This is a genomic window from Weissella sp. ESL1177 (assembly GCF_058107185.1).
The window spans coordinates 1,929,379-1,955,039 of sequence record NZ_CM176591.1; the positions used below are offsets into that span (position 1 = coordinate 1,929,379).

At 34.9% G+C, this 25,661-nt stretch carries 22 protein-coding genes and 8 tRNA genes; 28 read left to right on the plus strand and 2 right to left on the minus strand.

The window, feature by feature from the left end; all coding sequences use genetic code 11:
- Positions 1-3: 3 nt before the first annotated feature.
- The 13 genes from AC3B5D_RS09305 to AC3B5D_RS09365 all read left to right on the plus strand — a co-directional run bounded on the left by AC3B5D_RS09305 (position 4) and on the right by AC3B5D_RS09365 (position 15,142).
- The gene (locus AC3B5D_RS09305) at positions 4-576 is read left to right on the plus strand and encodes a xanthine phosphoribosyltransferase (RefSeq protein WP_489840310.1); all 573 of its coding nucleotides are present in this window, start codon (positions 4-6) and stop codon (positions 574-576) included.
- 294 nt (positions 577-870) lie between these two features.
- A complete protein-coding gene (locus AC3B5D_RS09310) occupies positions 871-2,799 on the plus strand; it encodes a BglG family transcription antiterminator (protein WP_489840309.1) in 1,929 nt (642 codons plus the stop codon).
- On the plus strand, positions 2,789-3,265 hold the full coding sequence (locus AC3B5D_RS09315) for a PTS sugar transporter subunit IIA (protein ID WP_489840308.1): 477 nt from the start codon (positions 2,789-2,791) through the stop codon (positions 3,263-3,265). The genes AC3B5D_RS09310 and AC3B5D_RS09315 overlap by 11 nt, the downstream gene beginning before the upstream one ends.
- Positions 3,265-3,582 (plus strand): PTS fructose transporter subunit IIB, encoded by a 318-nt coding sequence (locus AC3B5D_RS09320; RefSeq protein ID WP_489840307.1) that lies wholly within the window; start codon positions 3,265-3,267, stop codon positions 3,580-3,582. Before AC3B5D_RS09315 ends, AC3B5D_RS09320 begins: the two co-directional genes overlap by 1 nt.
- A gap of 23 nt (positions 3,583-3,605) precedes the next feature.
- The gene (locus tag AC3B5D_RS09325) at positions 3,606-4,646 is read left to right on the plus strand and encodes a PTS fructose transporter subunit IIC (protein ID WP_489840306.1); all 1,041 of its coding nucleotides are present in this window, start codon (positions 3,606-3,608) and stop codon (positions 4,644-4,646) included.
- Positions 4,647-4,666: 20 nt separating this feature from the next.
- Positions 4,667-6,064 (plus strand): glycosyl hydrolase family 32, encoded by a 1,398-nt coding sequence (locus AC3B5D_RS09330; RefSeq protein ID WP_489840305.1) that lies wholly within the window; start codon positions 4,667-4,669, stop codon positions 6,062-6,064.
- Positions 6,065-6,078: 14 nt separating this feature from the next.
- On the plus strand, positions 6,079-6,852 hold the full coding sequence (locus AC3B5D_RS09335; protein ID WP_489840304.1) for a Cof-type HAD-IIB family hydrolase: 774 nt from the start codon (positions 6,079-6,081) through the stop codon (positions 6,850-6,852).
- Positions 6,853-6,866: 14 nt separating this feature from the next.
- Complete coding sequence (locus AC3B5D_RS09340; RefSeq protein ID WP_489840303.1) at positions 6,867-7,244, plus strand: VOC family protein; 378 nt, start codon at positions 6,867-6,869, stop codon at positions 7,242-7,244.
- Positions 7,245-7,258: 14 nt separating this feature from the next.
- Positions 7,259-8,131, plus strand: a complete 873-nt coding sequence (gene scrK, locus AC3B5D_RS09345) for a fructokinase ScrK (RefSeq protein WP_489840302.1) — start codon at positions 7,259-7,261, stop codon at positions 8,129-8,131.
- A gap of 69 nt (positions 8,132-8,200) precedes the next feature.
- Positions 8,201-10,813 carry an alpha-mannosidase gene (locus tag AC3B5D_RS09350; protein ID WP_489840301.1) on the plus strand — a complete coding sequence of 871 codons (2,613 nt, stop codon included), beginning with the start codon at positions 8,201-8,203 and terminating at the stop codon, positions 10,811-10,813.
- A gap of 261 nt (positions 10,814-11,074) precedes the next feature.
- A complete protein-coding gene (locus AC3B5D_RS09355; protein WP_489840300.1) occupies positions 11,075-11,944 on the plus strand; it encodes an NAD(P)-dependent oxidoreductase in 870 nt (289 codons plus the stop codon).
- A 64-nt stretch (positions 11,945-12,008) separates the two neighbouring features.
- A complete protein-coding gene (locus AC3B5D_RS09360; protein ID WP_489840299.1) occupies positions 12,009-13,607 on the plus strand; it encodes a glycosyltransferase in 1,599 nt (532 codons plus the stop codon).
- A complete protein-coding gene (locus AC3B5D_RS09365) occupies positions 13,607-15,142 on the plus strand; it encodes a glycosyltransferase (RefSeq protein ID WP_489840298.1) in 1,536 nt (511 codons plus the stop codon). The genes AC3B5D_RS09360 and AC3B5D_RS09365 overlap by 1 nt, the downstream gene beginning before the upstream one ends.
- Positions 15,143-15,406: 264 nt before the next feature.
- On the opposite strand, the gene AC3B5D_RS09370 is transcribed toward AC3B5D_RS09365, so the two are convergent.
- Positions 15,407-15,477, minus strand: a tRNA-Cys gene (locus AC3B5D_RS09370).
- Positions 15,478-15,824: 347 nt separating this feature from the next.
- Here AC3B5D_RS09370 and AC3B5D_RS09375 point away from each other — a divergent pair.
- The 11 genes from AC3B5D_RS09375 (at position 15,825) to AC3B5D_RS09425 (ending at position 21,635) form a co-directional block, all read left to right on the plus strand.
- Positions 15,825-15,897, plus strand: a tRNA-Val gene (locus tag AC3B5D_RS09375).
- Between the two features lie 2 nt (positions 15,898-15,899).
- A tRNA-Asp gene (locus AC3B5D_RS09380) sits at positions 15,900-15,973 on the plus strand.
- A gap of 8 nt (positions 15,974-15,981) precedes the next feature.
- Positions 15,982-16,054: transfer RNA gene (locus tag AC3B5D_RS09385), tRNA-Phe, on the plus strand.
- A gap of 40 nt (positions 16,055-16,094) precedes the next feature.
- Positions 16,095-16,165: transfer RNA gene (locus tag AC3B5D_RS09390), tRNA-Trp, on the plus strand.
- Between the two features lie 14 nt (positions 16,166-16,179).
- Positions 16,180-16,252, plus strand: a tRNA-His gene (locus AC3B5D_RS09395).
- 46 nt (positions 16,253-16,298) lie between these two features.
- Positions 16,299-16,382, plus strand: a tRNA-Leu gene (locus AC3B5D_RS09400).
- Positions 16,383-16,423: 41 nt separating this feature from the next.
- Positions 16,424-16,507, plus strand: a tRNA-Leu gene (locus AC3B5D_RS09405).
- Between the two features lie 205 nt (positions 16,508-16,712).
- Positions 16,713-18,056, plus strand: a complete 1,344-nt coding sequence (locus tag AC3B5D_RS09410) for an Nramp family divalent metal transporter (RefSeq protein WP_489840297.1) — start codon at positions 16,713-16,715, stop codon at positions 18,054-18,056.
- Between the two features lie 364 nt (positions 18,057-18,420).
- Positions 18,421-19,563, plus strand: a complete 1,143-nt coding sequence (locus AC3B5D_RS09415; protein WP_489840296.1) for a trans-sulfuration enzyme family protein — start codon at positions 18,421-18,423, stop codon at positions 19,561-19,563.
- 113 nt (positions 19,564-19,676) lie between these two features.
- Positions 19,677-20,561, plus strand: a complete 885-nt coding sequence (locus AC3B5D_RS09420) for a 3-hydroxyacyl-CoA dehydrogenase (protein ID WP_489840295.1) — start codon at positions 19,677-19,679, stop codon at positions 20,559-20,561.
- A 120-nt stretch (positions 20,562-20,681) separates the two neighbouring features.
- A complete protein-coding gene (locus tag AC3B5D_RS09425; RefSeq protein ID WP_489840294.1) occupies positions 20,682-21,635 on the plus strand; it encodes an aldo/keto reductase in 954 nt (317 codons plus the stop codon).
- A 101-nt stretch (positions 21,636-21,736) separates the two neighbouring features.
- On the opposite strand, the gene AC3B5D_RS09430 is transcribed toward AC3B5D_RS09425, so the two are convergent.
- Positions 21,737-22,504 (minus strand): tyrosine-protein phosphatase, encoded by a 768-nt coding sequence (locus AC3B5D_RS09430; RefSeq protein WP_489840293.1) that lies wholly within the window; start codon positions 22,502-22,504, stop codon positions 21,737-21,739.
- A gap of 201 nt (positions 22,505-22,705) precedes the next feature.
- Between AC3B5D_RS09430 and AC3B5D_RS09435 the strand changes: the two genes are divergently transcribed.
- The 4 genes from AC3B5D_RS09435 to AC3B5D_RS09450 are packed head-to-tail and all read left to right on the plus strand — an operon-like array spanning position 22,706 to position 25,660.
- A complete protein-coding gene (locus tag AC3B5D_RS09435; RefSeq protein ID WP_489840292.1) occupies positions 22,706-23,530 on the plus strand; it encodes a YveK family protein in 825 nt (274 codons plus the stop codon).
- A 14-nt stretch (positions 23,531-23,544) separates the two neighbouring features.
- Complete coding sequence (locus AC3B5D_RS09440; protein ID WP_489840291.1) at positions 23,545-24,273, plus strand: CpsD/CapB family tyrosine-protein kinase; 729 nt, start codon at positions 23,545-23,547, stop codon at positions 24,271-24,273.
- Positions 24,274-24,296: 23 nt separating this feature from the next.
- A complete protein-coding gene (locus AC3B5D_RS09445) occupies positions 24,297-24,881 on the plus strand; it encodes a sugar transferase (protein WP_489840290.1) in 585 nt (194 codons plus the stop codon).
- 20 nt (positions 24,882-24,901) lie between these two features.
- Positions 24,902-25,660, plus strand: a complete 759-nt coding sequence (locus AC3B5D_RS09450; protein WP_489840289.1) for a glycosyltransferase family 2 protein — start codon at positions 24,902-24,904, stop codon at positions 25,658-25,660.
- Position 25,661: the final 1 nt, after the last annotated feature.

Consider the following 25,661-nt stretch of genomic DNA (forward strand, 5'->3'; position numbering starts at 1 on the left):
GACATGAAAGTTTTAGAAGATCGTATTAAACAAGATGGACGTGTTTTAGGGGAAGATGTTTTAAAAGTTGATAACTTTTTGAATCATCAAGTCGATCCTGAACTTATGCAAGCCATGGGAGAAGAATTTGCACGTCTATTTGCGGATGAAAAAATTGACAAAGTATTAACAGTTGAATCTTCAGGAATTGCCCCAGCAATTTTTGCTGCCTTGGCCTTACATGTACCGATGGTGTTTGCTCGTAAGAAGAAGTCAATCACATTATCAGCTGAATCATATGTGGCGGACGTGTACTCATTTACGAAGCAAGAAACAAATCATGTTATGATTGACAAGCGCTTCTTACATGCAGGTGAACGTGTTTTGTTAATTGATGATTTCTTAGCAAATGGACAAGCAGTAACCGGTTTAATGGAGATTGCCAAAGCAGCACAAGCTGAAGTTGTAGGTGTTGGCATCGTTATTGAAAAGACATTCCAAAAAGGTCGTTCTTTATTGGATGAACAAGATATTCATGTTGAATCGTTAGCTCGAATTGCTGCGTTTGAAGATGGACAAGTTGTTTTTGCTGATTAATAGAAGTAATATATGAGTTTTAATTAACAGTTAAAAATCTAAATACTTATTAGACGATAAATTATCGAAATATTTCGATAGTTTGTCGTCTAATTTTTTATATTTTGATATTTATGGCATACCTGTTATTAAAAAATTGCTGATTAATTAGATACTAAAATAGTGATTTAAAATAATAGAAAAGCTTGATTTTTAAGCGGTTACATAAACGTATACTTTACTTGTTGTACTTTTGTACGTATTCATAAGTCAGTATATATTATAAAATGAAAACGTTTTCAGAAAGAGGTGATGATGATTAATCCTTATGAAATTAAAATAATTCAATTAATTCTTAATAATGGTATTGTACATTATCAAGACATTGAACGCTCAATTGGAAAATCACGGAAAACAGTAAATAAGTATTTGAATAATATTGAAAATGTTGTTGGTGATTATGGAGCTAAATTGGTTCGTAAACGCTCGGTTGGGATTTTCTTTGAAGGGAAAGTTAACCAATTAAAGAAGGGGGTTTGGCAAGGTGAGCTAAGCGATAATGAACAAAATACGTCACAAGTAAAGTTATCAATTCTTTCTGAATTATTATTATTAAATCAACCGATTACAATGCAAGAAATGGAGGATAAGTATTTTATAAGTCGAACAACCGTTGCTAAATATCTTAAGGAATTACGACCTCTTATTGAAGAACAAGGGGCCTTGTTAGTTAGTAATACTACTGGAATTTCAATTAAAGCTTCTGAAAATGTCAGACGTTTAATTTTATCAAGTGTTTTGGGAAAATATTGGGGCAAAACCAGTAGATTTGAAATTACTAAAAAAACAGGTAGTAATTTAAATATAAAAGTACCAGATGAATTAAAAAGTATTTTTGACGAAAAGACATTTTGTGGTGTAGAAAAAATATTAAACAAGTTCCAAAGTATCAGTTCGATTCAATTGAATGATTATGAATATCAATCTTTAGCCGTACATTTGGTCATTGCTATTCGTCGAATTCAAAAAAATGAATTATTAGCAGAAGACCAGTTAACAAGTCAACAACCATTTTCAAATAATACTAATCTATTGACAGATTTATTAGAAGATTATTTTGACTTACAAATTCCATTAGCAGAACAAAGATATATCAATATTCATATTTTAGCGGCAAATCGCTCTGATATTGAACAAATTATATCAAATGATAGTGATAATGAAAAAGTTAAAACGGATAATATGATTGGTGATTTTTTGAGAACTAATTTAAGTGACTTTGACGAAGTTTTAATAGAAAATCTAACTTTACATTTAATTCCAGCTTTACACAGATTTGCTTTAGGGTTACGTATTAAAAATCCATACGTAAATGAAATTAAAAGAACTTTTTCATTTGCATATAATCAGGCAATTGATTTAGGTGTTGCAATTAAAAGTGAGTTTAATGTTCATGTAAATGATGATGAATTAGCTTATATAGCATTACATATTGAAACATTTTTGGAACGTGCGAATAAAAAAATTTCAGCGGTTATTGTATGTAGTACAGGATTAGGTACAGCTAAATTATTAGAACAACGTATTAATAAGTATTTTTCTGATAATTTGGTTATTCAACGAGTTATATCAACAACGGAGTTGAAGAAAACAACGATTACTGAAGATTTAATTATTAGCACAGTTTACATAAATGTGAGTAATAAAAAAGTAGTTCTCGTACCACCATTTTTGGATGATCATTCGCGAATGATATTAAATAAGTCTATTGAAGAAATAGGTGGTAAAAAATTACCTAAACAGAATTTTATGTCCTTGATACATGAAGATTTGATTTTAATAGATTCTAAAAAAGTAACAAAACAAGAAGCTATTGAACATATGGGTAATGTACTTGAAAAAAAAGAATATGTTACTGAAGGTATTGGTGAAGCAGCAAATTTAAGAGAGTCATTAGGAAGTACACAAATTGATTTTATAGCAATTCCACATGCACCAATCGAATTTGTTAAAAAACCTTGTATAGCGGTTTATATTAACTCTAGTGGTATTGAATGGACGAGTGGCAAAGTAAATATTGTTTTCTTTTTAGCTATGAATCAAGATGTTAAGCCTTACATAGATGCTATTTATAGCTATTTCAATAATTTACTTGAAGATAAGCAATTATTACAACGAATTATTCATTCGGTAACGAAACAAGAAGTCATAAAAATGTTGGGAAGTGAAAAAATTGAGCAGTAAGGGAAATGGTTTATCCGAAAAAAATATTGTTATTGGTTTAGATGTAAGTTCAAAGGAAGATGCAATTGAACAACTAGCAAAGCTAATGGAAAAGAACGGTACGGTAACTGATGCAATGGCTTTTAAAAAAGATGTACTTTACCGTGAAAGTTTAACAACAACTGGTATTGGTAATGGAATTGCTATACCACATGGTAAGAGTACATCTGTGAACACGGCTTCATTTGTTTTTGCTAAGACAAAAACGCCATTAGAATGGGAGTCTCTAGATGATGGTAAGGTGTCTATTATTTTCTTGATGGCAGTACGGGAAAAAGATGATGGTAAAGAACATCTTAAGATGCTTGCTAATATTTCAGGGAAATTAATGGATGATGATTTTGTAGCAGCTATTAAATCGGAAAATGATCCTAAAAAACTAGTAGAAATTTTTAAACAAAGTCAATCTGACGAGGGGGAAGAATAATGAGTAAATTTGTAGCAGTATCAGCTTGTATTGCAGGGGTTGCACACACATATATGGCAGCCCAAAATCTTAAGAAATATGCTAAAAAAAATGGGGATGAAATGAAAGTTGAAACGCAAGGGGCTATGGGATTTGAAAATAAGCTTAAGCAGAAAGACATCGATGCAGCTGATGCAGTTATTTTTGCTGTAGATACATCAGTTCGTGAAAAGGAACGATTTGAAGGGAAAATCATTGTTGAAATGGGAACTTCTGAGGTTGTTAAGGATGGTAATAAGGCAATTCAAAAGGCTCATTCTGCATTAGAAAATGCATAAAAATTAAAGGTAGGGTTATTAAGATGGATGATGTAAAACAATTTTTTAAAGATCTTGTTGGTCATTTTCAAACCGGTGTTTCCTATATGATTCCTTTAGTTTCGGCATCTGGTTTGTTAGTATCGGTTGCTGTTGTTGGAGGAGGGAATGGTGTATGGAATCAAACCAGCAATATTTGGGGAATTTTACGTATGATTGGTCAACAGGGACTAAATTTTATTCCTGTTATGATTGCAGCATATATTGCTTACTCCATAGCTGATCGTCCAGGATTAGCGCCAGCGTTCATTGTAGGATTGGTTTCTAATAAGTTGCAGATGGGATTCCTTGGTGGAATGGTTGTAGGTATTTTGGTAGGATATGTCGTTCATTGGACTAAAAAGATACCTATGCCTATGAGTTTGATTTCACTGAAGTCAATTTTTGTAATTCCACTAATATCCGTTCTAGTTGGTGGATTGATTGTGTATTACTTATTTAGTGATCCAGTTAGAGCATTACAAAGTGGATTGACTCATTGGTTAACAAGCTTGGGAGGTTCAAATCAAGTGTTAGTTGCCACAATTATCGGGGCTATGATGGCAACAGACATGGGGGGACCAATTAATAAAGTTGCTTATACGTTCAGTATGGCAGCTTATACTTCAGGTGGTTATGCGATTAGCACAGCTTGTTTTACTGCTATTGGAATTCCACCTTTAATTATGGCTTTAGCAGCTTTTATGGGTAAAAAATATTATAGTGAAGAAGAGCATGATAATGCCACTACAGCATTAGTGATGGGAATTATTGCAACAACGGAAGGTGCCATACCATTTGCAGTTGCTGATCCAATTGCTGTAATACCTGCCTGTATGATTGGTGCAGGAACAGCTAGTGGATTAAACGCAATGTTTGGTACAACACAGCAAACAGCCCTTTCAACGTTCATGGCTGCTCCTTTCTCATCAAATATTTTCTTGTACGTATTATCAATTGTTATTGGAGTAGTTATTGGTGCGCTTATTTGCAACTTTATTAAGAAATTAATGCATCGTGACCGTAAAGTAGCCGAAATAGCATAGGAATTTTGGAGGGATATTTCATGTATAAATTATTTTATCAACCACCTAAGAATACTTGGATGGGAGACATTATGCCATTTGGAAAAGATAGAAAGTTTTATTTGTATCATCAACGTGATCCACGTAAACCAGGGCCATTAACTGAAAATGATTTACCTTTTGGTTGGGATTTATCAACAACAGAAAATTTTGTTGATTATGAAGATCACGGATCAGCAATTTCTGAGGGGGATGCGGACGATTTAGCACAATGGATTTACGCCGGCTCTGTTTTTGAAGCACAAGGAAGAATTCATGCTTTCTATACTGGATACAATAAAAAGGCTGATCAAGAGGGAAAAGTTTCTCAAGTGCTGTTACATGGTGTGAGTGATGACTATGAGCATTTTGAAAAAAATGTTGATAAATTAGTGTTACCTGCACAAGAAGGTTATGACGGTACTGATTGGCGTGATCCATGGGTTATATGGGATGAAGATAATGAAGAATATTTATTGATTTTAGGAACGCGTCTACAAGGACCTAAGTCACAATTGACAGGTCGTATTGTTTCATTTACTTCTAAGGATTTAAAAAATTGGAATTTCCAAGGAGATTTTTTCGCTCCAAATCTTTATACAGGTATTGAAATGCCAGATTTGTTTAAGATGGGTGATTGGTGGTATCTTCTTTACACTGAATATAGTGAGCAAAGTAAAACAAGATACCGTATGAGTAAAAATATTAATGGACCTTGGAGTAAACCAAAGGACGATTCATTTGATGGTCGGGCTTACTATGCAGCTAGAACGGCGTTTGATGGCAAGCGACGCGTTTTGTTTGGTTGGGTGCCAACTCGAGATCGTGGACAAGGTGATATGGTTAATTGGGAATGGGGAGGAACTTATGTACCTCTTGAACTGGTACAACGTGTTGATGGTACATTGGGAACGAAATTACCAGATGAATTGACTGATCAATTTGATAAAGGACATCAAATTTCTGATTTCACTTTAGAAAATCAAGAAGGTCGTACCGAAAAACTTATTGGAGAAAATGTTGGTAAACATTTTGTATTAGATATGGATATTTCAGCTGATTCAATTAGTGATATTGCTGTGCGTGCTTTTAAAAATTTGGATACAGACGAATCATATCAATACTTATTATCATCTGACGATCAACGACTTGTCTTTGATAAGAGTCCAGAATGGCCTTGGTTCCAAATGATGAATAAGGGATTGAATCGTCCGCTACCTATTGACGAATTTGATGACTTACATGTTAAGTTGATGGTTGATGAAGACATCATGGTTATGGTTGTTAATAATATTAGTTTGATTACTCGTGTATACCAAGAATTCGGTGACCATTTGACTGTTGCGGTGTCAAATGGTAAAGCAACATTTAAGAATATTATTTTACGTCAATTAAAATAAAGAACTGAGAAATTATGGCAGAAGAAATAAAATCATTAGTTTTTTTTGATATGGATGGTACGTTATTATCTACTAAATCGACGATCGTTGCCGAAGTCAGTAAAGCGATAAAAAAATTGAAAGCTAACGGACATGTGCCCGTTATTTGTACAGGACGAGCTGCCTTTGAAGTACGTAAATTTATGACGGAATGTGGTATTGATTCTATTATTTCTATGAACGGACAATATATTGAGTTTCAAGGTGAAACTATTGCAAATAAGACGATTCCAAAGGATGTCTGTGAAAGGGCATTAAAATATGCTAAATCTCGAAATGATATTTTAGGTTTCTACAACTATAAAGAAATTGCAGTTTCAGAAGATCAATCTCTTGTACGAGAATTTTATGAAAATATTTCAGCACCATTTCCTAAAGTAGACAGTGATTTTTTTAAATCAAATTCAGTCAATCAGTTACTAGTTGTTTCACATCAAGCGGATGGAGGGTATGCCCAGGCCTTACCTGAATTAGCCTGCTTTATTACGGGTGAACATTCAATTGATACGGTCTTAAAAGGTGGTTCTAAAGGTGCAGGAATCAAAAGTTTATTAAAAATTAAAAATTTAGATGTACCAACATATGCATTTGGTGATGGAAACAATGATGTGACCATGTTTGAAACTGTTGATTATGGGGTTGCTATGGGAAATGGTAATCAAAAAATAAAATCGTTAGCATCGTTCATTACGGATACAAACGATAATTTAGGAATAGTTAAAGGTCTTAAAAAATTGACGTTGATTTAAAATATGGGGGAAATATGATGAATCATTTTGATGGTATTGCGCACATTGGAATTCCAACACAAAATTTTGATAGTAGTGTGCAATTGTATAAAAAATTAGGATTTACACTAATCAATCAAGAGAATAATCAAGGTAGTCATGTAGCTTTTTTGGAAATTAATGATTTAATGCTAGAAATTTATGAAGATGAGACTACTCCTTTTTCCGGTGCAATTAACCATATTGCTATTAAGACAGAAAATGTTCAGGAAGCATTTAAATTTGTTAAACAATCTGATTTTGAATTGATAGATGACAAAATTCAAACGTTACCATTTTGGAAAAATGGTATCCACTATTTTAATTTTTATGGACCAAATCATGAAGTGTTAGAAATTTGTCAGAAAGACTAAATTAGGTGAAATAAATGTTAGTAGGATCTATTGAAGCAGGTGGTACGAAGTTTGTATGTGCGGTTGGTAATGAAAATTATCAGGTGAAAGACAAAATACAATTTCCAACAACATCACCAACCGAAACTTTAGGTAAAGTTATTAATTATTTTAAAAAATTTGATATAAAAGCTTTAAGCATTGCATCTTTTGGGCCAATTGAGATAAGAAAGAATTCTGAAAAATATGGATTCATTACCAAAACTCCTAAACCAGGTTGGCAAAATACGGATTTTGTTGGTTCTTTAGAAAAGAAATTTGATATACCTATTTTTTTTACAACAGATGTTAACGGATCAGCTTATGGTGAATATGTCATGTCAACATTATCTAATGAGCAAATTAGTTCATTAGTATACTATACAATTGGTACCGGAGTTGGTGCGGGAATTATTGTTGACGGGAAGTTACTAGGAATAATAGGACATCCAGAGATGGGACATGTTTTACTAAAACGGCATCCTGATGATTTAGAATTTTCAGGTATTTGCCCCTTTCACGGTGATTGTTTAGAGGGATTGGTTTCCGGACCAACTTTTGATGCACGGTTGGGAATACCTGGAAGAGATGTGCGCTTAGATAATAAAGTTTGGGATATTATGGCTTATTATATAGCTCAAGCAGCATTACAGGTTACTTTAACATTGCGACCAAATAAGATTATATTTGGTGGTGGTGTTTCAAGTGAAAGTTTCTTGAAAAAGGTGAGAATAGCATTTAAGACCATATTAAATAATTATGTCGAGGTTCCTGAATTAGAAGAATACATTACAATGCCTTCTATAAAAGAAAATGGATCAGCAACTGTTGGTAATTTTGCTTTAGCAATAAAATTGCTACAAGAATAAAAATAAAGGCAATGTCATGGATCATTTGGTATTGCCTTTTTTATTGTAAAGAAAGGAATGAATTTATTCATGGTTAAAGCACATTTGGTTAATCACACTCATTGGGATCGAGAGTGGTATTTTACAACAATGGATGCTCAAGTATTGAGTGAACAACTATTTACGGAAGTAATTAATGAATTAGAAAAAAATAAATCGTCTAATTTCTGTTTAGATGGACAGATTTCTATTGTTGATGAATATATAGCAATACATCCAGAAAATTTGTCGAGAATTCAGAACTTGGTTAAAGAAGGTCGACTTTTTCTCGGCCCGTGGTATACACAAACTGATGCATTATTACCTGATTCAGAGTCTATTATCAGAAATTTAGCATTAGGTATGCTAGAAACAAAGAAGAAGTATGGAGAGCCAATGAAGATTGGTTATTTACCTGATACTTTTGGATTTAATGCGCAAATGCCAACTATTTTTCATCAAGTTGGCATTGATAACATGTTTTTTTGGAGAGGTACTAATTTTGATATACAAACAAATTCCGTCTATTTTAAATGGCATGGGTTGGGTGATAAAGAAATATTAGCTATTAATTTTCCATTTGGGTATTTTACTGGTCAAATTACACCTGAATCAAAGCAAAATATACAAGAATTTGTTGAAAAGCGTTATGACTCAGCAGTGAAGTTTCAATCAGAACATGGACAACATGATGATGTTTTAATGCCGTCAGGTATTGACCAAATGAATATCGTTAAGAACATGGAAGATACAGTAAAATTACTTAATGAGCATAGTCAATATGAAACAGTAATAGATACTTATCCTGGTTTCTTAGAACTAATACGTCAAAAGAAAGAAACTTTGCCAAATTATTCAGGTGAATTAAGATTACCAACATATGCGCGAGTACATCGCACAATTGGATCTGTCCGTTATAAAATAAAACAACAAAATTATTTATTGGAGCAAAAAATATTAAAGCGCATTGAACCGTTAGTTGTAATGGGTCATAAGATTGGCATTGATATTGGTAACGGTTTATTAATAAAATTATGGCATAAGCTGTTAGAATGCCAAGCACATGATACATTAGGTGGTAGTATTTCGGACAATGTTGCTGTGGATGTGCGTCATAGATTTAAAGAAGCTAACGAATTAGCAGATGGTATTGAAAATCTTATTCAAAAAAAAATCGCAGATTATTTAGGATTAACAAATAAACAGATCCTTATTTTTAATACCGATGCACATAAATTTGACGGTAAGAAAGTTGTAAACGTTGTTGTACCAACAAAAAAAATTAAACTTTCAAGAATGAGTAACCAAGAAATTATTTCAGCGAAATATCATTCAGCACGGCAAAATATAATGACAATGACTTCAAAAGGACAGGAGTTCATAGACGAACCTGCCTATTATGAGTTGGCGATTGAAGGGAACATCACATTACTACCTATGAGTTATACAGTGCTTGATATCGAAGATACCGATAGCGAGTTGGTAAGTAGTAGTCTAAGGAATTCTGAATCTAGCATTACGTCTGGTAATTATACGTTAGAATTTGTGCAAGGTAATATTGCTTTATTTAATGGTAAAGAGAAGATTAATGATGTTATTTCATTAGTTGATAGCGCAAACGATGGTGACACTTATGATTATTCACCACTTTTTGGTGACGAAGAAAAAAAGCTATCATTTAAAACTTCAAAGGTGTTGGAAAGTTCTAATGGGAATGTTTTAATTTTAAATGGTTCAGCGAGAATTCCAAAGAATTTAGAAAATCGAATGGGTCAAGATCCTGATAAAGGCCTAATTAAGTATGAATTACATTTGAAATTTAATAATGATCAACAAATTGAATCTCATTTAGAAATCGATAATGAAGTTGAATCTCATCGTATTAGAGTGTGTTTTAATACTTCAATATTGTCAGATGTAGCAATTGCACAAATTCAGGCAGGTTATGTAAGAACACAAAATAAAAAGATTGACGATGATTGGAAAACGAAATTTGTTGAAAAACCAGTTAATTTATATAATTTTGATAAAACTGTGTCAGTCTCAACAGAAGGAAAGCATTTTACTTTTTGGGGGGATGGACAAAAGGAGTATGAATTAAAAAATAACCAATTGTTTATAACGTTAATGGCGACAACTGGTCAATTAGGTAAGTCAAATCTTGAATGGCGTCCTGGAAGAGCATCAGGAGATACTACTAGTCAAGGACATATCATGATGCCAACTCCTATTGCTCAAGAGATGGGATTAAATACGTTTGATTTTGCATTTACAATTCAAAATAGTGATTTTGATGAGGCTAAAAATAATAGATTAACTAGCAAACGTTTAAGCCAAGACATGACGTATCAAAACCAAACATTGAATGTTTTTATTAATCGATTAGACAACAAAATTTGGAAAACAGAGAATAATCCAGTTATCCCAAATGATTTTTCACTTCTTAGTTTACCCGAAGAAATTGATGTTTCGGCAATTTATCCATCGTATACGGACGAAAATAGTTATATTGTACGTATTCAAAATCTAACTAATAGTGAACAAAATATTCCAAAGAAGATGCTGAATAATGGCACAATTGTTAATGCGCTGGAAGAAACGTGTATACAATGTAAAATTTCTGCATATGATTTAGTTTCTATAAAAATACCGTATGAATTTTAATATTTTCATTAAAAAAGTTACACGTGAGAATTATGGAAGTTTTATATGAATGAAGAGATGATTTTAATAAAAATATATTATAGATTCACCAATAATAATGCTTGGTAAAAATGAATTAATTCACAAAATTGATATTTATCATCAGTTTTGTGGATTTTTTTGTTAAATTAACTAAATTTAAGATAAAATCAATAATATACATTACAGAGTATGCTAGATAAATTTAATGCTAGACAAATTATATAAATGGGGGCATGGCAAATGAAAATTGGTTTTATTGGTACGGGTGTTATGGGAACAGGCATCATTAACAATTTATTGCAAGCAAATTATGAGGTGTTTGTTTATAATCGCACCAAGGCACATGCACAATCAGTCATTGCGCATGGTGCTGTGTGGCAAGATTCGCCACGTAAAATTGCGGAAGTAGCAGACGTTGTTATGACAATGGTTGGTTATCCTAAAGATGTGGCAAGTCAATATTATGGTGAGAATGGCATTTTTGCAGGTGCCCACGCTGGACAAATTATGGTTGATATGACAACATCAACACCAACGTTGGCAACTGAATTAGCTGAAGCTGGTCAGAAAATAGGGGTTACTGTTTTGGATGCACCAGTTTCTGGTGGTGATACCGGTGCCAAAAATGGGACATTAACGGTGATGGTTGGTGGTGATGAAACCGCCTTTAATCAGTTACAACCGATTTTTCAAGTGATTGCAAAAGCGACCACTTTGTTCGGTGCAGCCGGTAAAGGGCAGCATGCAAAAATGGCTAATCAAATTATGGTGGCTGGTACCATGTTGGGCATGGCTGAAACAATGGCATATGCGAAAGCAGCGCAGTTAAATGTTTCTGAAGTTTTGCATACTCTTGGCGGTGGTGCAGCGCAGAACTGGTCATTAGATAATTATGGACCACGTATTTTGGCAGGTGATTACGAGCCTGGTTTCTACGTTAAACACTTCATTAAAGACTTACGAATTGCCCTAGATGAAGCCAAAAAATTAGGCCTTACGCTGCCAATGACAATACTAGCTGAACAACTATATACAAAATTAGCTGATGATAATGGCTTGTCAGATGCTGGGACACAAGCAATTGTGCGCTTATGGTCACAGTTTGCCTAATACAAATAATGAAATAAACTGTAGTGACATTTCGTCTCAGATGCAGTGATGAAAGGCGGAACGAATGAACTTCTTTATTAATGCGACAATGCCAAAACAAAAATCTGGTATTGAACATGCAGAATTAAAGCGTTTAGACTTATTCAATAAAAATAATGAACCGGCACGGGTTGTTTTGCGTGATTGGGATCCAAATGCGCACATCAATGCTAATAATGCCGGAATTCCTGATGAACAACTCATCAATATGTTTGATTATTTTCAAGAAGCGATGCAAGTCACACCAAAGCAAGTGCAAGTACAAGATATTGAATTTGGTGTGTTAAATGCACAAATAACTGATGAATCAGAAAAAAAACGCTATTTGGTGACAACTAATGACCAATTGGTTGCACGGGTGAATTATAATCCTGACGCAGCGCAGCAAGTTCAGTCAGTTGAATGGCTTGATGGCTTTAATAATCTATATTGTGTTGATTATTATGATTCACGTGGCTTTGTGTCATTAAAGCAATGGTATACCCCTGATAATAAAATTGGTACAGAGACTTGGCAAACACCATCTGGTCGAACTGTTATCGAGGCATTTCATAAGCAGACAATGTCTGGTGAGCGTCAAAAAACGGGATGGCGTTTGATTGATCAACAAAATCAGGTGTACCAATTCGATACATTGACAGAATTCACAAAATATTTTTTGGATTGTTTAAATGATGATTTTTGGTCAGTGGATCAACCTAATGTGTTTATTGCCGATCGGACTCATTTAGGCGATTGGGGACTGCGCCAGTTGAATAAACCAGCCTATACTGTTTTTCATTTGCATAATGCACATACTGCGGATGCACAGGATCCGGCGGCACCATTGCTCAATAATAATTATGAGTATGCATTAAACGCGATTGATGATTATGATGCAGTTGTGTCAGCAACACACAAACAAACGGCTGATGTCCGTGCCCGTTTCCAACCCAAAACTAAGTTATTTACGATTCCAGTTGGTGTGGTGCCAGATCGTTTATCACAAGCACCACGCATACCGCTAGCGAATCGTGAATTTGGAAAGATGGTTGTCTTCTCACGAATTGCCTGGGAAAAACATTTAGATGATTTGGTCCGTGCAATTGGTATTGTTCATCAAGAATTTCCACAGGTGACCTTGGATATTTATGGTTATCCAGATCCAAGTGATAATTATAAAGCGCGACGTGAAGTAGAACAGGTCATTGCGGATTATCAATTAGAAGATGTTGTGACATTAAAGGGGTATACAACAGACATTGATGCTGTGCAAAATAATGCAATGATGTATGGTTTAACATCGAGAATGGAAGGGTTCAATCTCGCCATTATGGAAGCTATTTCACATGGATTGATTGCCTTTTCATACGATGTTAATTATGGTCCTAATGAAATTGTGGAAGATGGCGTCAATGGTGCGGTGGTCGCATATGGTGATTATCGAGCAATGGCTGAAGCAATTTTACGTGTTTTGCGCGATTCGGATTTAGCGGAAGAGTATATTATTGGGGCTTACCAATCAGCTGAAAGATATTCTGAAGATTCGGTTTGGTCAGCTTGGCAGGCTCTGTTAACTGATGCAAAGCAAAGTTGGCCAATGAAGTTATCGGGTATGCCAGGTTATCGTGGAGGACAACAATAATGTATTATTTTGTGAGTGAAAATATTTTCGCCTATAATTCAGGAACTGAACATGCCCAAGCGAAACGTGTCCAATTTTTTAATCGGCAAAAACAAGCTGGCCGGTTAGATCAAGCAGTTTATGTTACCCGTGATTATAATCGTTTTTTAAATCGTGATGCAACAGCGATGGGATTAAAAGCGTCTGAAGTGCTTAATATGTATGATTTCTTTCAAGGAACGACGAATGTTTTACGCCAAGAACAACACTTACGCTTATTACCACAAATCCCTTTAGATCAATATCATATTGTTAGTCATGGGCCAAATTATTCAACGTTAGAGGATGCTGGACGTGTGGTTGCACGTATTAATGTCATGCCGGCAACAGTAGGATTAGTTAATGATATCATGTATTATGATCGGGCTGATAATCTAACCGTTCGTGAAAACTTTGACTGGCGCGGTTTCAAGTCATCAGTTGATTACTTCCATCCAGATGGTCAATTGGCTGTACGTAAGTTTTTGAACTTAGCAGGTGAAACCGTTCTTGAAATGACTCAAATGAATATTAATGGTCAACTCTTGCCTAGTATGTATAAGTTACGCAACTATCTTGGTCATGATTATCGGTTTAATACCGAAGAACAATTATTTTTGTTCTTTTTAAATGAAATCACACGTCAACAACCAGCTGCAACGTTAATTTCTGATCGACGTAGTTTAGATCATGTTGTTGCAGGGGTACAAGGGGCAACCAGTAAATTTGCTTATCTACATGATGTGCACACAAGCGATACAAAACATCCAGTACGAGGGAAGCTATATCCAGCTTATACCAACGTATTGGAGCGTTATGGACAAGCATTTACGGCCATTCTTGTACCAACGGCAACACAACAACGTGATTTACAAACACGTTATCCACAATTAACGATCCGAGTTGCACCTGATTTGACCATAAGTGAAGATGCGCTTCAGCAGCCACAAATACCATTAGGAAAACGACAACAGCATCAACTTATTTATGTTGGTCGTTTATCACCTGAAAAGCGACCTGATCAGGCTATGCGTGTACTGGCACGAGTCGTGAATGATGTACCAGATGCAACATTAGTTTATTATGGCTATGCTGCATCGCAAGAAATCATGCAGGAGTTACAGGATTTAGCAGCAAAGTTGAATGTTGTTGATCATGTGACTTTTGGTGGCTATGTGACTGGTCAAGCCTTACAAGATGCTTATCAACAAGCACAGATTATTTTGCAACCGTCAGTTGGTGAAGGATTGGGGATGAATCTTGTTGAAGCAATGAGTCACGGTGTGCCAAGTATTAGTTATGATGTGCCATATGGTGCTCATGCATTAATTACTGACGGTGTGAATGGTTACATCGTGCCAGATGGTTCAAATGTAGCAATGGCAAAACAAGCTAGCCAACTACTACGTGATAATGAATTATGGACTAAGATGTCACAGTCAGCGTATGAATCAGCGAAGAATTTTTCTGATGGTAAAGCCGTTGCTATTTGGGAACAAGCATTGAGTGAATCATAAAACAAAAAAGGTTTGGGACATAAGTTGTTATGACCAACTGAAAAAGGCGTCAATCTATCAACTGGTAGATTGGCGCTTTTAAACGTGTTCCAAAAGACTAAAGCCTTGCTGTAACAACAATTAGGCAATTCCGGTCCTTCGTTATACTACGGACCCAAAATCACCTAATTATCGTTACAATCGGCTTTAGAGCGTCTTTTGTTGCACTCTCTTTTTAAACGTGTTCCAAACGATTGAAACCTTTTGGAACATTCTTTTTTTAGAAGGTAGTGGCGGGAATCGAACCCGTGATGACGGTTTTGCAGACCGTTGCCTTACCACTTGGCTACACTACCAAGATTAATGAATAGTTTATGAAATGTACACGTACACGTACACGTTACCACCACGATTACATATTATAGGGGAAATATCGCAAAGTTGCAATTACCTAATTCATTTATTATGACTTAATCAAAATAGCATGATAATAAATTCGCGATTCTTAATGTAAGTTTTTATATTGGTAAGGATAAAACAAAAATCAGAGGCCTTGTATAATAAATGTGATGTTGACATAGTGTTTTTATGAAAAAATATACTAATTCATATATTAATTTAAATATACCTGTGTTTAGGGTTGCAAAGGTTGCAAAATATCGGTATAATAATTTTTGTTGTTGAGTTTGTAACAATAAAAAATGGACGTTTAGCTCAGCTGGGAGAGCACCTGCCTTACAAGCAGGGGGTCACAGGTTCGAACCCTGTAACGTCCATTGGTCGCATGGTCTAGTTGGTTATGACGTTCGCCTGTCACGCGAAAGATCACGGGTTCGAATCCCGTTGTGACCGTTTATAATGGCGCGGTAGCTCAGTTGGTAGAGCATACGATTGAAGCTCGTAGTGTCGACGGTTCGATTCCGCCCCGCGCCATTTGATGATACAAAGTATTATCAATAGGACCATCTCAAATAGGGGTATAGTTTAATGGTAGAACAACGGTCTCCAAAACCGCCGGTGGGGGTTCGACTCCCTCTACCCCTGTTTATCTGATGATGGCGGTAGTGGTGAAGTGGTTAACACACCGGTTTGTGGTTCCGGCACGCGTGGGTTCGATCCCCATCTACCGCCCTTGAAGTCTTAATGACTTCGTTTTTATAACATAATAATTAAATATGCCGTTGTGGCGGAATTGGCAGACGCGCTGGACTCAAAATCCAGTTCCCGCAAGGGAGTATGGGTTCGACCCCCATCGACGGCATTCGATGACATCGTTTTGTTGTATATATTTAATTATTATATGCCGTTGTGGCGGAATTGGCAGACGCGCTGGACTCAAAATCCAGTTCTCGCAAGAGAGTATGGGTTCGACCCCCATCGACGGCATGCGTAGAGTTCTATAAATCCAAAAATACAGGATTTATAGAACTTTTTTTTAGGAATTATTGGGTAACATTTATTGCGTTTTGGTTAAGAATATTCTTTGAAATCCCTTACTTTTATTTATATAGTACATAATGGTTTGAATTTTTAATGCTTTGTTAGATACTATAAAAGGAAGGTATTAGAGAGTAAGATAGGAGAGCGATCAATGGCAGAGAAACTAACAGCACAAGAACCTGAAGAGCAAAGTCTTGCTGAAATTAATGGTTCAGTTGCTGTACCGAGCACAGGCAGCTTTTTCCGGAAATTAATGGCATGGAGTGGACCGGGGGCACTGGTTGCTGTAGGATACATGGATCCGGGTAATTGGATTACATCTATTGTCGGTGGTGCACGTTACCACTACTTGTTATTGTCAGTTGTTCTAATTTCGAGTTTAATTGCGATGTTGTTACAATACATGGCCGCTAAACTGGGAATTGTCGCACAAAAAGATTTGGCTCAAATGACTCGTGACAGTACGAGTAAAACAATTGGTTGGCTACTATGGATCATGACTGAGTTGGCCATTATGGCAACTGATATGGCTGAAGTTATTGGGGCAGCTATCGCCCTGCATCTACTATTTGGATTACCATTATTATGGGGAGTTTTGATCACAGCTGCTGATGTTTTGTTACTATTATTGTTAATGAAATTAGGATTTCGTAAGATCGAGGCGATTGTTGCGACTTTGATTTTGGTTATTTTGGGCATCTTCTTATACATGGCTATTTTAGCAAAACCAGATATGGGAGCAGCGGCAGTTAATCTAATACCGCATAAAGAAATTATCCATCATAGTCAATTGATGTTAGCGTTAGGAATTGTTGGTGCAACGGTTATGCCTCACAACCTTTATTTACATTCATCAATTTCGCAGACGCGTAAAGTTAAGCGTGATAAAAAAAGCATCAAAGAAGCTTTGAAGTTTACAGCTTGGGATTCTAACATTCAATTAACAGGTGCTTTTATTGTTAATGCTTTGTTGTTGATTGTTGGTGCTGCCTTGTTCTTTGGCCATGGTTCTGATTTAGAAGCGTTTGGTGATTTGTTCAATGCGCTTAATAACCGTCAAATTGTTGGTGCAATTGCAAGTCCATTCTTAAGTATGTTGTTTGCGATCGCCTTATTAGCATCTGGACAAAATTCAACGATCACAGGAACGTTAACAGCACAAATTATCATGGAAGGCTATACGACTTTACGCATGCCAATGTGGCTACAACGTTTGGTAACCCGTGGTTTGGCACTAGTACCAATTATCATATTTACTATTATTTTTGGTGCAACAGAAGGTGCTTTGGATGAACTACTAGTTTACTCACAAGTCTTTCTATCGGTTGCCTTACCATTCTCAATGTTTCCATTAATATATTTTACTTCATCAGAGAAGTATATGGGAGAATTTAAAAACAATGTCTGGGCAAAGTGGACAGGTTATATTGTGGCTATTTTGTTAACGATATTGAATATTAAATTAATTATTGATACCTTAGCGCCATTATTTTAATGGTTGAGGATAATCGTGAAATCATGCTGATTTCACGATTTTTTATTTGGTTATTTATCATAAGTAGTTGACAAAATAAACGTAAAATAGGTACACTAATGTCAATCAAATTCGTGGAGGGGTAGTATGAATCAAACGACGTTTCGCTTAATGGGATGTTTTTGTCGAACACAGCGCTTTTTGCGATGTTCGGCCTGTTAAGAGTGGCATTTTTGAGGCATTATACCCTTAAAAATTGTTCAATGGTAGCAGGATTAACATTGAACGAAGAGCGCAAATTCTCTGATGATGATCAGAATTTGTGCTCTTTTTTATTAGAAAAAATGAAACTTTAGAACAGAGTAATAATACGGGAGATTAAGTAATGGAATTTGATACAAAATTAATTCATGGTGGGATTAGCGAAGACGAATTTACGGGAGCAACGTCGATACCGATATATATGGCATCGACCTTTCATCAAAAGAAAATTGGTCAAAATAAATATGAATATTCACGGTCAGGGAATCCGACACGTGAAGCAGTTGAGAAACTAATTGCAGATCTTGAAGGTGGCGTGGCGGGTTTTGCATTTGCTTCGGGGTCAGCAGCAATTGATACTGTTTTTTCATTATTTTCACATGGTGATCATTTCATCATTGGGGACGATGTCTATGGGGGAACATTTCGTTTAATCGATACAGTGCTAAAACGTTTTGGGATGACTTTTACAATTGTCGATACACGTGATTTAGTGGCAGTTGAACAGGCAATTACGCCACAAACCAAAGCCATTTATTTGGAAACGCCAACAAATCCACTATTACGAGTAACAGATATTGCAGCGATTGCGAATATTGCACAACGTCATCATATTATTAGTATTATTGATAACACATTTGCATCGCCCTATATACAACGACCGCTTGAGCTTGGTATTGATATTGTTTTGCATAGTGCAACGAAGTATTTAGGTGGGCATAGTGACGTGGTTGCTGGTTTGGTGGCAACGAAAGATCCTACATTAGGAGAGCAAATTGGTTACCTGCAAAATGCGATGGGAAATATTTTGGCACCACAAGAAAGTTGGTTATTACAACGTGGTATGAAGACATTATCACTTCGTATGCGGGCTCATTTAGATAATGCACAAGTGATATTTGAATATTTAAAGCAACAACCTCTGGTCAGCAAAATATACTATCCTGGTAATCCTGAAAATCCTGATTACGAGATAGCTAAAAAACAAATGCATGGTTTTGGTGCGATGATTTCATTTGAGTTACAATCAGGTTTAGATCCACAAATCTTTGTTGAACAATTACGGGTCATTACTCTAGCTGAAAGTCTTGGTGCTTTAGAAAGCTTGATTGAAATACCAGCAATAATGACACATGGTGCAATTCCACGCGAGACACGATTAAAAAATGGTATCCAAGATGAATTAATTCGTTTGTCAATTGGTGTTGAAGATAAGCGTGATTTATTAACTGATTTAGCCCGTGGTTTTCAATATTTAAAAAAGTAGTCTTTGTTTAAGGTTCGTTAAAAGTAGCTGATAAATAATAACGATGTTATAAATAATATATTGTAAGTTTATAAATTGTATGTTTTTATAAGGATGACTTAGGAGGATTTTGAATGTCGATCAAGAATGTTACAGTTGCTGGCGGTGGTGTATTAGGTAGCCAAATTGCTTTTCAAACAGCATTTACAGGATTTAATGTCACACTATATGATATTAACGATGATGCTTTAGCACATGCTAAGACATTATTAGCTAGTTATGTACCTGAATATGAAGATTTTTATGATGATGGTGATAAAGCATCATCAGTTATTGATAATATGTCATTTTCTACCAGTTTAGCAGAAGCTGTTGCTGATGCTGATTTAGTGATTGAAGCAATTCCTGAAAGTGTAAAAATTAAGTCAAGTTATTATAAAGAGTTATCTGAAGTTGCACCAGCTAAGACCATTTTTGCAACAAATTCATCAACATTTGTGCCATCACAGTTTGCAGAATATGTTGATCGACCAGAAAAGTTCTTAGCGATTCATTTTGCTAACCAGATTTGGAAGAATAATAATGCTGAAATTATGGGACATGCCGGTACGGATGACAAGTACATTGACGAACTGGTTGCATTTGCACGAGACATTCGTATGGTTCCATTCCGTTTGAACAAAGAGCAACATGGTTACATTTTGAATTCATTATTAGTACCATTGCTTGATGCTGCCGAAGGACTTTGGATTAAAGGTGTTGCTGATCCAGAAACTATTGATAAGTCATGGATGATTGCAACTGGTGCACCACAAGGACCATTTGCTATTTTGGATGTTGTTGGTTTGAACACACCATATAATCTATCACTTGCTAAAGCAGATTCAGATGAGGAAGCTGCTGCGATTGCTAAAAAGTTGAAGACAATGATTGATGAAGGAAAAACTGGAGCAGCCGCTGGTGAGGGCTTTTACAAGTATCCCAACCCCGCATTCAAGGATGCTGATTTCTTGAAGTAAACATTAATACATTTGAACTGAGGATCGATTAGTCGATTCTCAGTTTTTTGCATAGTGTTTGATTGGTTTTGTATCATAAATCAGTGTAAAATATACTTTGAAAAGGGAGGTATTCATAAGATGTCACAAATCAACTTAGGCGGTTCTGGCTTAATGGTCCCAACAATTGCGTTGGGAGCAATGCGAATGGGGGACAAGTCAGCAGCCGAAGCACAAGAAGTCGTTGAGACGGTCTTGTCAAAGGGTATCAATTTCTTTGATACGGCTGATATTTATGGGAATGGCCAATCAACAACCAGTTTAGCCAAAGCGCTAAAAGCAGCCGGTGCTAAGCGTGAAGATATCATTTTACAAACGAAAGGTGGTATTCTATCAGATCGTGGCCCAGTTGCGGCTGATGGTTTGACCGGCTCACGTTATGAGTTTTCAAAAAATCATATTATTGCGTCAGTTGATGCTGAGTTATCTCGATTAGGGACAGATTATTTAGATGTGTTCTTGTTACATCGACCAGATGCTTTGATGCAACCCGATGAAATTGCTGCAGCGTTTGATGAATTAGCAGCTAGTGGTAAAGTAAAGCAATTTGGTGTTTCAAATATGAACACATGGCAGGTCGAATTATTACAATCTGCTGTACATCAAAAGTTAGTTGCTAACCAATTACAATTTGGGGTAATGCATACGGGAATGGTTGACGCTGGTATTCATGTGAACATGGCAGATAGTCGCTCAGTTGATCATGATGGTGGAATCTTACCATATTCACAATTAAAGAATATGACGATTCAAGCTTGGTCACCATTCCAATATGGTATGTTTGAAGGGCACTTTATCGATAACGATAAGTTCCCTGAGTTGAATGCGAAGTTGCAAGAAATTGCTGACAAGCACGATTCAACAAAGAATGGTATTGCCGTTGCATTTATTCTTGCACATCCAGCGAATATGCAAGTTATTTTAGGATCAATGACACCAAGTCGTCTGATAGAAATGATTGATGGTCGTGATGTGAAGTTGTCACATCAAGAGTGGTATGATATCTACTTAGCAGCAGGTAACGATTTGCCATAAAATTCAGACCAAAACGATATGATGTATAATAGAAAACTGAATATTATAAACTAGTCGAATGCTTTTTTACGAAGCATTCGACTAGTTTTATTTATAGGTCATTAGTAAGCCGAGAAGAATTTCTTCTTTTTAATTGGTATTTCATCAAAGCGTATTAATGGCTCCCCGTTAATGAGTGCCTTTGCATTATCATCAAATATGCGACTATGACGTTGACCATATTTTTTCTTTAACTTTGTAAACGCATCACTCATTTCGTAAGTTCGACCAGGTAAATGATGGGCATCAGATGCAATGATCTGAGCTAAACCATTATCTAAAATATCCTCTGAAAATTTTTGAATAGCTTTACCAAAGGTACCAACGTATGAACTAGCTGTAACTTGTGAGTAAGCCCCATTATTAATCATGTCGTACAGTAATTCAGGATGGGTCATTAACGCGGTATTACGTTCCGGATGGACGATGACTGGTGTGAGGCCACGTTCCTGTATCTTAAACAACATTTCTTTAGTAAACATAGGAATATCATGTGCAGGAAACTCAATGAGAATATACTGTCCCTGTTCATCTGTCGTTAAAATATCATGGTTATCAAGTAATGATAATAAGTTTCCATTAATGCGTACTTCTTGTGAAGGAAATATAGTAAGGGGGATGTTATTTTTATCTAATTCAGTTTGGAACCAGGTTGTGAGATTGATAACATCTTCAGCATGATTAATATACTGTCCATTCATATGATGAGGTGTCATAAGAGCATGCGTAATGCCATCAGCTACAGCATCACGAGCTAATTGTAATGAAATATCTAAATTTTCAGATCCGTCATCAATACCAGGTAATAGATGACAATGTATGTCAATCATAGAAACGGCTCCAATCATTATTCTAGATTCATTATAACTTATATTGAATTTTACTCAATTAAAATAATCGATTAAAAAAGGATTATTTTATACAAATATTTTTACATTTTTTAAATTAAATTAGTTCATTGATTTAAAAAAATGTAATAAAATACGAGTAGTAGATAAAAAAATGACAATAATGGATAGGTGGATACTTTAATGGATAACATAATTGACATCAAACGACTATGGTTGATTTTACGAAAAAACATAATATTAATGATAGTTTTGGGAATTGTATTAGCTGGTATAGCTTTTGGTGTTTCAAAGTTTGTCATCCAACCTCAATACAGTTCGTCGGTTGCTTTATTGGTTAATCGTAAAAATGATGAGAACACAGCGACGCAATTACAAAATCAACAGGCTGATATTCAAATGATTAATACATATAAGGATATTATCACTCGTCCTGTCATTTTGAATACAGTTGTTAAAAATTTGACAACAACACAAAAACAAGTAATAAAAAAAGGACAATCCACTAAATATAAAATAATTAATGCGAAATATGATAAATCTGAAATTAGTGCGGAAGAATTATCTAAGAATATTTCAATTACTAACCAACAAAATTCACAGGTGTTTACAGTTAGTGTTACCTTAAAAAATAGTCAATTGGCATGTGATGTAGCTAATGAAATTGCCAAAGTATTTAAACAAAAAGTTTCTTCAATTATGAGTGTTTCTAACGTATCAGTTGTTTCAAAGGCAACAAAGAATAACAAACCAGTTGCACCTAACATTAAATTACTTACTTTAGCTGGTCTAGTAGCTGGACTTGTTATTGGTTTTGTATGGGGCATGATTAAAGAACTAAGTGACCGAACCGTTAAAGATATTAGCTATTTGACTGATGAATTACAGTTAATTAATTTAGGACAAATTAATTTTATTGGAAGTATTAAAAGTGTTGACGAAGTAATTAATACGGTTCCAATATCATATGAAGAGTTGGGGCGTTCGCGTAGTAAACGTCGAATTTAATTAAAGAGGTGATTATGAGAATATTTAGCAATAAAAAAGTTAATAAAGAGATAGAAACACAAGATAAGGGTGCACCATTAATAACAGTTGTTGCACCAAAAAGTATTATTTCTGAACAATTTCGGACATTAAGAACGAATATTGAATTTGCTGGTGCTGCTTTAGATAAGTTACAAATCATTATGTTTACATCAGCAGAGATTTCAGATGGTAAAACGACAGTTTCTACGAATACAGCAGTTGCTTGGGCACAAGCAGGTAAAAACGTTTTGTATGTTGATGCAGACATGCGGCGTTCAACAGCACAGTCGACTTTTAGGTTATCTAATAGTCATGGATTAAGTACAATTTTATCATCTACTGAACAGCCTAAAGATATTGTACAACAGACATTTGTACAAAATTTAGAAGTGCTAACAGCTGGGCCAACACCGCCGAATCCAGCAGAGTTATTGAATTCAAAGCGAATGTCAGCTTTGATTGATTGGATGCGTAATAACTATGACATTGTTGTTTTAGATGTACCACCAATCATGGTAGTATCTGATGCACAAGTTTTGTTACCACAGATTGATGGGACGGTGATAATAACAATGATGGAAAAAACAATGAAAACATCTATAAAACGCACTGTTGAAATATTGAAGTTGGGGAAAACAAAAATTTTAGGTGTGGTAGCATGTGTAAAAGATACTAAAAAAAATGGGGGATATGATTACAAAATATATGAAAATAATAAATAAATAATTATACAAGAGGAATATGTATGTATAAGGATATTAAATTAATAATAGATCAATTTTCAGCAATTTGTTTAGGATTTCTCTTATTATTACCTATGTGTACAATTGCAATAATAATAAAGATAACATCTAAAGGCCCGGTTTTATTTAAACAAGAAAGATATGGACTTTTTTCAAAAAAGTTTATTATTTACAAATTTCGGACGATGTACGTGGAATCACCACAATTGTCTAACCAGGAATTCAGTAATCTTAATGAATTCCTAACGCCAGTTGGCAAGATATTAAGGCAGTTTTCCTTAGATGAGTTACCTCAAATTTTTAATGTTGCTAAGGGTGATATGAGTTTTATAGGTCCAAGGCCACTAGCAAAAAGTGATATCAATGTCATAAAAGATCGTGAAATAAATGGCGCTAATTTAGTTAGACCAGGTATAACGGGACTGGCTCAAGTAAATGGACGTAATAATATTACAGATAAGGAAAAAGCGTATTTTGATGGATATTATGCTAGAAAGGTAACTATAAGTACTGACTTAAATATTTTATTTCATACGATTTATAATATTTTATTAGGGAAAGATGTCAATAAAAATATAGTTAATTGAAAGAATGTGAAAGTTACAATATGTATAAAGAACCTTTGGTTAGTATTATAATGCCACTGTTTGAAACGGAAAAATATTTACAAGAAACGATAGATTCAGTTTTGAAACAAACATATAAAAATTGGGAACTTATTATAATTGATGATTGTTCAAAAGATAATTCGTTTACTTTGGCGTTAGATAATTCGAAAAAAGATTTGCGTATTAGAGTATATCAGCAAGAAAGTAATCAAGGCGCTGCAGAAGCTAGAAATAGAGGTGTGAAAATAGCAAATGGCCAATACTTAGCTTTTTTAGATAGTGATGATATTTGGAATAAAAATAAACTGACTAACCAGATTGATTTTATGTTGAAGAATAATTTTTATTTCACATGTTCATATTATGGAAAAATTGATGAGGAGAGTAGAAAGCTAAATATTGTAAAAAAATCACCTAATAAGATAACTTATAATAAGTTATTGACCAATTGTCCTGGCAATTCAACCATTATATATGATGCATCAAAATTAGGTAAGACCTATATACCTAATATAAAAAAAAGAAATGATTATTTAATGTGGTTAAGAGTTATAAAAAAAGCAAAAGTAATTCATACTTATCCAGAGATACAGGCATATCATAGAGTTAGAATGGGGTCTATTTCTCAAAATAAATTTAGTTTAATAAAATATCATTTATATATATACATAAAATTAGAAAAAATTGGGTATATTAAATCTTTTTGGGTATTAAGCATTTTAATTATTAAAGGCATTAGAGCCAAACTATCAAAATAAA

What these genes read in the sequence shown, in the direction of transcription:
- scrK (WP_489840302.1), top strand. Translation starts at nt 7,259, where the DNA reads ATGTTAGTAGGATCTATTGAAGCAGGTGGTACGAAGTTTGTATGTGCG.
- AC3B5D_RS09445 (WP_489840290.1), top strand. Translation starts at nt 24,297, where the DNA reads ATGTATAAGGATATTAAATTAATAATAGATCAATTTTCAGCAATTTGT.
- AC3B5D_RS09410 (WP_489840297.1), top strand. Translation starts at nt 16,713, where the DNA reads ATGGCAGAGAAACTAACAGCACAAGAACCTGAAGAGCAAAGTCTTGCT.
- AC3B5D_RS09415 (WP_489840296.1), top strand. Translation starts at nt 18,421, where the DNA reads ATGGAATTTGATACAAAATTAATTCATGGTGGGATTAGCGAAGACGAA.
- AC3B5D_RS09435 (WP_489840292.1), top strand. Translation starts at nt 22,706, where the DNA reads ATGGATAACATAATTGACATCAAACGACTATGGTTGATTTTACGAAAA.
- AC3B5D_RS09305 (WP_489840310.1), top strand. Translation starts at nt 4, where the DNA reads ATGAAAGTTTTAGAAGATCGTATTAAACAAGATGGACGTGTTTTAGGG.
- AC3B5D_RS09340 (WP_489840303.1), top strand. Translation starts at nt 6,867, where the DNA reads ATGATGAATCATTTTGATGGTATTGCGCACATTGGAATTCCAACACAA.
- AC3B5D_RS09335 (WP_489840304.1), top strand. Translation starts at nt 6,079, where the DNA reads ATGGCAGAAGAAATAAAATCATTAGTTTTTTTTGATATGGATGGTACG.
- AC3B5D_RS09365 (WP_489840298.1), top strand. Translation starts at nt 13,607, where the DNA reads ATGTATTATTTTGTGAGTGAAAATATTTTCGCCTATAATTCAGGAACT.
- AC3B5D_RS09320 (WP_489840307.1), top strand. Translation starts at nt 3,265, where the DNA reads ATGAGTAAATTTGTAGCAGTATCAGCTTGTATTGCAGGGGTTGCACAC.
- AC3B5D_RS09450 (WP_489840289.1), top strand. Translation starts at nt 24,902, where the DNA reads ATGTATAAAGAACCTTTGGTTAGTATTATAATGCCACTGTTTGAAACG.
- AC3B5D_RS09325 (WP_489840306.1), top strand. Translation starts at nt 3,606, where the DNA reads ATGGATGATGTAAAACAATTTTTTAAAGATCTTGTTGGTCATTTTCAA.
- AC3B5D_RS09440 (WP_489840291.1), top strand. Translation starts at nt 23,545, where the DNA reads ATGAGAATATTTAGCAATAAAAAAGTTAATAAAGAGATAGAAACACAA.
- AC3B5D_RS09350 (WP_489840301.1), top strand. Translation starts at nt 8,201, where the DNA reads ATGGTTAAAGCACATTTGGTTAATCACACTCATTGGGATCGAGAGTGG.
- AC3B5D_RS09430 (WP_489840293.1), bottom strand. Translation starts at nt 22,504, where the DNA reads ATGATTGACATACATTGTCATCTATTACCTGGTATTGATGACGGATCT.
- AC3B5D_RS09360 (WP_489840299.1), top strand. Translation starts at nt 12,009, where the DNA reads ATGAACTTCTTTATTAATGCGACAATGCCAAAACAAAAATCTGGTATT.
- AC3B5D_RS09310 (WP_489840309.1), top strand. Translation starts at nt 871, where the DNA reads ATGATTAATCCTTATGAAATTAAAATAATTCAATTAATTCTTAATAAT.
- AC3B5D_RS09425 (WP_489840294.1), top strand. Translation starts at nt 20,682, where the DNA reads ATGTCACAAATCAACTTAGGCGGTTCTGGCTTAATGGTCCCAACAATT.
- AC3B5D_RS09420 (WP_489840295.1), top strand. Translation starts at nt 19,677, where the DNA reads ATGTCGATCAAGAATGTTACAGTTGCTGGCGGTGGTGTATTAGGTAGC.
- AC3B5D_RS09355 (WP_489840300.1), top strand. Translation starts at nt 11,075, where the DNA reads ATGAAAATTGGTTTTATTGGTACGGGTGTTATGGGAACAGGCATCATT.
- AC3B5D_RS09330 (WP_489840305.1), top strand. Translation starts at nt 4,667, where the DNA reads ATGTATAAATTATTTTATCAACCACCTAAGAATACTTGGATGGGAGAC.